Below are 8,041 nucleotides of genomic sequence, written 5' to 3' on the forward strand. Positions count from 1 at the left end.
TGCCGGCGTTGTCGGCTTGGCGCAGGGGGCGTCAGGAGCGGTCGGTGCTGGACTCGTGGCGTTATCGGACGGTGTGGCGTTCGGTGACGGTTCCGTCGGCCGGTCGTCTGTCGGGGACGTGGCTGGTCGTGAGCCCGGGTGGGGATGCGCCGGTCGATGAGGTTCGGCGGGCGCTGGTCGCCGCGGGCGCGGAGGTGTCCGTTTGTGAGGATCTGGACTTCGCGGAGTCGGCGGACGTGTCGGGTGTGGTGTCGCTGCTCGCCTGGGACGAAGAGTCCGCGGTGGAGTCGACGCTGCGGCTTGTGCAGGCTTATGCCGATGGCGGGGTTCCGTTGTGGGTGTTGACCCGGGGTGCCGCTGCCGTGGGCGTGGACGATCCGGTGTCGGCGGTGCAGGCGCAGATCTGGGCGCTGGGCCAGGTGGTCGGGCTGGAGCAGCCCGCCGCCTGGGGCGGTCTCGTCGATCTTCCCGTGGAGTGGGATGACCGAGTGGCGTCCTCGCTGGCAGGTGTGCTGGCGGCCGGCGACGGCGAGGACCAGGTCGCCGTACGCTCGTCGGGTGTGTATGGGCGTCGGCTGGTCCGGGCCCCGCTGGGTAACGCGGCGACCCCGATACGGACGTGGAGCCCCTCGGGCACGGTGCTGATCACCGGCGGTACGGGCGGCGTCGGCGGGCACTTGGCGCGCTGGCTGGCGAAGGAGGGCGTCGAGCGTCTGCTGCTGGTCAGCCGCAGCGGCGAGAATGCCGAACTCGCCGAGGAATTGAGCGAGTTGGGTGCCGAGGTCACGTTCGCCGCGTGTGATGTGACCGACCGGAACGCGCTCGCGGAGTTGCTCGCCGAGCACCCCGTGACCTCGATCTTCCACGCGGCAGGTGTGGTCGGCTACGCGGAGCTCGTCACCGCCACCCCCGAGCACTTCACGGAGGTGCTCTCCGCCCGTGTTGTGGGTGCGCGTCATTTGGATGAGCTGAGCTCTGAGCTTGGGTTGGTGCTGGATGCGTTTGTGGTGTTTTCCACGGGTGCTGCGGTGTGGGGGAGTGCGGGTAATGGGGCGAATGCGGCTGCGGGTGGTTATTTGGAGGGTTTGATCCGGGGTCGTCGGGTGCGTGGGCTGGTGGGTTCGTCGGTGTCGTGGGGTGGTTGGCGTGGTACGGCGATGTCGGTGGGGGAGACGGCGGAGCAGTTGTCGCGTCGTGGTGTGGGGTTGCTGGAGCCGGAGTTGGCGGTTCGGTCGTTGCGGCAGGTGCTTGAGCAGGACGAGGTGTCGGTGACGGTGGCCGATATGGACTGGTCGTTGTTCACGCCGGGGTACACGATGGCGCGGCGCCGCCCGCTGATCGAGGACATCCCCGAGGCCACCAGGGCACTGAGCGAGGCCGCCGAGACCGATGCTGCCCAGGACGCGGCGGGCAGGGGGCTGCGGGAGCGTCTCGCTGGGTTGACGGAGTCGGAGCAGCAGGCGTTGCTGCTGGGGCTGGTGCGTGGTGAGGCTGCGCAGGTGCTGGCGCATGGGTCGACGGCGGAGATCACGCCGGGCAGGCCGTTCAAGGAGCTGGGCTTCGACTCGCTGACCGCGATGGAGTTGCGCAACCGGCTGTCCAAGGCCACCGGTCTGCGGCTGCCCGCGACCCTCGTCTTCGACCACCCCAACCCCCAGCAGCTGGCCTCCCTGCTGCGCGCGGAGCTCGTCGACGGTCTGCCGGGATCCGGTCCCGTGGCGACGGCGGCCCGGCCGGTGGAGGACGAACCGCTCGCGATCGTCGGTATGGCCTGCCGCTACCCCGGTGGCGTCCGCGACGCCGACGATCTGTGGCGGCTGCTCAGCGAAGGCCGCGACGAACTGTCGGACTTCCCGCTGGACCGCGGCTGGGACAACTGGGGCGCGCCCGCGGTCGGTCAGGCCGGATTCCTGCACGAGGCAGGGGAGTTCGACGCCTCCTTCTTCGGGATCTCGCCCCGGGAGGCGGTGACCATGGACCCGCAGCAGCGCCTGCTGCTGGAGGTTTCCTGGGAGGCCGTCGAGCGCGCCGGCATGGATCCCTGGTCGCTGCGCAACAGCTCCACCGGCGTCTTCGTCGGCGGTGGCCCGCAGGACTATCCCGCGGTGCTGATGGGCTCCGCCGAGGCCGACAGCGGTTACGGCATGACCGGCGCGCTCGGCAGCGTGATGTCCGGCCGGGTCTCCTACGCGCTGGGTCTGGAAGGTCCCGCGGTCACGGTGGACACGGCGTGCTCGTCCTCGCTGGTCGCCCTGCATCTGGCCGCGCAGTCGCTGTACAGCGGCGAGTGCGACCTGGCCCTGGCCGGCGGTGTGACCGTCATGGCCACGCCGGGCGCGTTCCTCGGGTTCGACACGCTGGGCGGCATGGCCGGCGACGGCCGCTGCAAGGCGTTCTCCTCGGACGCCGACGGCACCGGCTGGGGCGAGGGCGTTGGCATGGTCGTCGTCGAACGGCTGTCGGACGCGCGCCGTAACGGGCACGAGGTGCTGGCCGTGATCCGCGGTTCGGCGATCAACCAGGACGGCGCGTCGAACGGTCTGAGCGCGCCCAACGGTCCGGCGCAGCAGCGGGTGATCCGCCAGGCGCTGGCCAACGCGGGCCTGTCCGGCGCGGACGTCGACATGGTCGAGGCGCACGGCACCGGCACCACCCTCGGCGACCCGATCGAGGCTCAGGCGCTGCTGGCCACCTATGGCCAGGAACGTCCTGCCGACCGGCCGCTGTGGCTGGGCTCCGTCAAGTCCAACTTCGGGCATACGGGCGCGGCTGCCGGTGTGGCGGGCGTCATCAAGTCCGTACTCGCGCTGCGGCACAAGACATTGCCCAAGACGCTGCATGTGGACGAGCCGACGCCGAAGGTCGACTGGTCGGCGGGTGCGGTGGAACTCCTGACGGAGGCACGGGACTGGCCGGAGACGGGACGTCCTCGGCGTGCGGGTGTGTCCTCGTTCGGGATCAGCGGCACCAACGCGCACATGATCATCGAGGAGGCTCCGGCTCCGGAGGTGGAGTCGTCGGAGTCTGGCGGTGAGGTTTCCGGGCCGGTGCCGTGGGTGGTCTCGGGGCGCGGTGAGACGGCGTTGCGGGCGCAGGCCCGGCGGCTGCTGGAACGTGTCGTGGAGCGGCCCGGGCTGAGCCCGGCGGATGTGGCGTTCTCGTTGACGGGGACGCGGTCGGCGTTCGAGCAGCGGGCGGTCGTCCTCGGGAGTGACCGGGAGGGCTTGCTGGCGGGGTTGCGGTCGGTGGCCGAGGGGGCGCCGGGGGCGGGTGTGGTGAGCGGGCGGGCGTCCGCTGACGGCGGTGTGGTCTTCGTCTTTCCCGGTCAGGGGTCGCAGTGGGTGGGGATGGGGCGTGAGCTGTGGGACGCCTCCCCGGTGTTCGGGGAGTCGATGGTGGCGTGTGAGCGTGCCCTGTCGCCGCATGTGGACTGGTCGTTGCGGGATGTGGTGTTCCGGGACGGGGATGATCCGTTGTGGTCCCGGGTGGATGTGGTCCAGCCGGTGCTGTGGGCGGTGATGGTGTCGCTCGCGGCGGTGTGGCGGTCCTTCGGTGTCGAACCGGCCGCGGTCGTGGGTCACTCTCAGGGTGAGGTGGCTGCCGCGTGCGTGGCCGGCGGACTGTCGTTGGAGGACGGTGCGCGGGTGGTGGCGGTGCGGTCGCGTCTGGTGCTGGAGAAGTTGTCCGGTAAGGGCGGGATGGTGTCGGTGTCCCTGCCGGTCACCGACGCGGAGGAGCGGCTCACGCGCTTCGAGGGCCGGATCGGGATCGCGGCGGTCAACGGACCGTCGTCGGTGGTCGTCTCCGGCGAGCCGGAGGCGCTGGACGACCTGCTCACCGAGTGCGAGACGGACGGGGTGCGGGCACGTCGTATCGCCGTGGACTACGCCTCGCACTCCGCGCAGGTTGATGCGCTGAATGACGACTTGATGGCGGAGCTGGCGGATATTCGGCCGGTGTCGTCGTCGGTGGCGTTCTATTCGACGGTGTCGGGTGAGCGGTTGGATACGGCGGGTCTGGATGCGGGTTATTGGGTGCGGAATTTGCGGGAGCGGGTGCTGTTCGAGCCGGTGATCCAACTGCTCGCCGAACAGGAACACCGGGTCTTTGTCGAGTCCAGCCCGCACCCGGTCCTCGCGATGGCGATCCAGGAGACGTTGGAGAGCGCCTCCGGCGCTGTCGTGGGTTCGTTGCGGCGTGACGACGGTGGTGCGGACCGTTTCCGGGCGTCGCTGGCCGAGGCGTATGTGGCGGGTGCGCCGGTGGACTGGTCGCCGCTGTTCGCCGGTGCCGGCGCACGCACGGTCGAGCTGCCCACCTACGCCTTCCAGCATGAGCGTTACTGGCTTGAGGACGCCGCCGCCCCCGGTACGGGGAGCGCGGTCGATCCGGTGGATGCGGCGTTCTGGGGTGCGGTGGAGCGGGCGGACGCGGCGGGTGTCGCCGCGCTGGTCGCCGACGGCGATGTGGAGGCGTGGGAGCCTGTGGTGCCGGCGTTGTCGGCTTGGCGCAGGGGGCGTCAGGAGCGGTCGGTGCTGGACTCGTGGCGTTATCGGACGGTGTGGCGTTCGGTGACGGTTCCGTCGGCCGGTCGTCTGTCGGGCGAGTGGGTGATCGTGAGCCCGGGCGGGGACGCGCCGGTCGATGAGGTCCGACAGGCGCTGGTCGCCGCGGGCGCGGAGGTGTCCGTATGTGAGGACCTGGGCTTCGCGGAGTCGGCGGACGTGTCGGGTGTGGTGTCACTGCTCGCCTGGGACGAAGAGCGTGCGCCGGCCGCGTCGGTGAAGTTGGTGCGGGCTCTGGCGGACGCGGAGCTGGAAGCCCCATTGTGGGTGCTGACCCGGGGTGCCGCCGCCGTGGGCGCGGACGATCCGGTGTCGGCGGTGCAGATGCAGGTGTGGGCGCTGGGCCAGATCGTGGGCCTGGAGCAGCCCGCCGCCTGGGGCGGTCTCGTCGACGTCCCGGCGGTGTGGGACGAGCGGGTGGCGTCCTCGCTGGCCGGTGTGCTGGCGGCCGGTGAGGGTGAGGACCAGGTCGCGGTGCGTTCGTCGGGTGTGTACGGGCGTCGGCTGGTCCGGGCCCCGCTCGGCGCGAACCCGGCGCCGATACGGACGTGGAGCCCCTCGGGCACGGTGCTGATCACCGGCGGTACGGGCGGCGTCGGCGGGCACCTGGCGCGCTGGCTGGCCAAGGAAGGCGCCGAACGGCTGCTGCTGGTCAGCCGCAGCGGCGAGCGGGCCGAGGGAGCGGCTGAACTGGCCCAGGAGCTGGCCGAGTTGGGTGCTGAGGTCACGTTCGCGACGTGTGACGTGACCGACCGGAACGCTCTGGCGGAGCTGCTCGCCGAGCATCCCGTGACCTCCGTCTTCCACACGGCCGGAATCGCGAGCTACCGCCCCGTACGCGAACTCGACGTCGCGGAACTGGAAGCCCAGATGGCGGCGAAGACCCTCGGCGCCCGTCACCTGGACGAGCTGACCGCCGAACTCGGTCTGGAACTTGACGCGTTCGTCGTGTTCTCCTCCGGCGCCGCCGTGTGGGGCAGCGCCGGAAACGGCGGGTACGCGGCGGCCAACGCCTATCTGGACGGTCTCGCCTGGGAGCGCCGGGCGCGTGGTCTGGTGGCGACGTCGGTGTCGTGGGGTGGCTGGAAGGACACCGGCATGGCCACCGACGGCACCGCGGAGCAGCTGGCGCGGCGAGGCGTCCGGCAGATGGACCCGGCGCTGGCCGTCGAGGCGCTGCGCCAGGCGCTGGAGCACGACGAGACCGCGCTGACCGTCACCGACATGGACTGGGCGCTGTTCGCGCCGGGGTACACGATGGCCCGGCGGCGCCCGCTGATCGAGGACATCCCCGAGGTCGCCCGCGTACTCGGCGAGGACGCCGCCGGCATCGCCGACGACTCGGCCGGCGCCGCCCTGCGGACAGAGCTCGCGGGACTCGGCGGGGCCGAGCAACTCGATGTGCTCATGGACCTGGTGCGCGGCGAGGCCACCCGTGTCGTGGCCCACGCCTCGTCGACCGACATCACACCGGAGCGGCCCTTCAAGGAACTCGGGTTCGACTCGCTGACCGCGATGGAGCTGCGCAACCTGCTCAACACGGCCACCGGGCTGCGCCTGCCCGCCACCCTGGTCTTCGACTACCCCAACCCGCGACAGCTCGCCGCCCACCTGCGCGACGAACTCGTCGGCACCGGGACCGACCCCGTACGGGCCGACCTCGTCGTACGCACCACGTCCGACGAACCGCTGGCGGTCGTCGGCATGGCCTGCCGCTACTCCGGCGGAGTGGCCTCCCCGGACGACCTCTGGCAGGTGATGGCCGAGAACAGGGAGGGGCTGACCGACTTCCCGTCCTACCGAGGCTGGGACCGGTGGAACCTCGCCAGCCTCCGCCGCGCCGGCTTCCTGCACGAGGCGGGCGACTTCGACGCCGGCTTCTTCGGGATCTCGCCGCGCGAGGCCCTGACCATGGACCCGCAGCAGCGGCTGCTGCTGGAGACCTCCTGGGAGGCCGTGGAGCGGACTGGCATCGACCCCAGGTCGCTGCGCGGCAGCGACACGGGTGTCTTCGTCGGAGGGACGGCCGTCGAGTACGGCGCCCTGCTGATGAACTCGCCCGCCAGCCAGGGCTACGCCGTCACCAGCTCATCCGGCAGTGTCATGTCGGGCCGTGTCTCCTACACCCTCGGCCTGGAGGGGCCCGCCGTCAGCGTGGACACGGCGTGCTCGTCCTCGCTGGTCGCGCTGCACCTCGCCGCCCAGGCGCTGCGTAACGGCGAGTGCGGTCTCGCGCTGACCGGCGGGGTCGGCCTGATGGCCACGCCCGGCGCGTTCGCGGAGTTCGACACGCTCGGCGGACTCTCGGCCGACGGCCGCACCAAGGCCTTCGCCGCCGCCGCGGACGGCATCGGCTGGGGCGAGGGCGTCGGCATGATCGTCCTGGAACGGCTGTCGGACGCGCGCCGTAACGGGCACGAGGTGCTGGCCGTGATCCGCGGTTCGGCGATCAACCAGGACGGTGCGTCGAACGGTCTGAGCGCGCCGAACGGTCCTTCGCAGCAGCGGGTGATCCGGCAGGCGGTCGCCAACGCCGGCCTGGCCCTCGCGGACATCGACATGGTCGAGGCGCACGGCACCGGCACCACGCTCGGCGACCCGATCGAGGCGCAGGCCCTGCTGAACACCTACGGCCAGGAACGCCCTGCCGACCGGCCGCTGTGGCTGGGCTCCGTCAAGTCCAACATCGGGCACACGGGCGCGGCCGCCGGCGTGGCGGGCATCATCAAGTCCGTACTGGCACTGCGCAACGGCGTACTGCCCAAGACCCTGAACGTGGACGAGCCGACGCCGAAGGTCGACTGGTCGGCGGGCGCGGTGGAACTGCTCACCGAGGCACGGGACTGGCCGCGGACGGAACGTCCTCGGCGTGCGGGCGTGTCGTCGTTCGGGATCAGCGGCACCAACGCCCACGTGATCATCGAAGAGGCGCCCGCGCCCGAGGAACCCCCGGCCCAGTCCGGCACCGACCTCCCGACGGCCCCCGCACTCGCGACACCGGTCGTCCCGTGGGTGATCTCCGGACGCTCGAACGGGGCCCTGCGCGGCCAGGCCGAACGTCTCTCCGGCCTGGTCGAGCGCGAACCCGGCCTCGACCTCGCGGACGTGGGACTCTCCCTGGCGACCACCCGGGCACGCCTGGAACACCGTGCCGTGGTGCTCGGCCGCGACGCCACGGGCATGCTCGACGGCCTGCGCGGGCTCACCGCACAGGGCTCGGGCCCCGGCGTCGTCTCCGGCGCCACCACCGCCGACAGCCGACCGGTCTTCGTCTTCCCGGGTCAGGGGTCGCAGTGGGTGGGGATGGGGCGTGAGTTGTGGGATGCCTCGCCGGTGTTCGGGGAGTCGATGGTGGCGTGTGAGCGTGCGCTGTCGCCGCATGTGGACTGGTCGTTGCGGGATGTGGTGTTCCGGGACGGGGATGATCCGTTGTGGTCCCGGGTGGATGTGGTGCAGCCGGTGTTGTGGGCGGTGAT

1 protein-coding gene is annotated in these 8,041 nt (G+C 71.5%); it reads left to right on the forward strand.

Annotated elements, in window-relative coordinates:
- Positions 1-128: 128 nt before the first annotated feature.
- The coding region (locus tag AB0M67_RS41450) for a type I polyketide synthase (protein ID WP_365753380.1) at positions 129-8,041 on the forward strand (7,913 nt) is incomplete at its 3' end.

Source organism: Streptomyces sp. NPDC051662 (genome assembly GCF_040681655.1).
Lineage (GTDB): Bacteria > Actinomycetota > Actinomycetes > Streptomycetales > Streptomycetaceae > Streptomyces.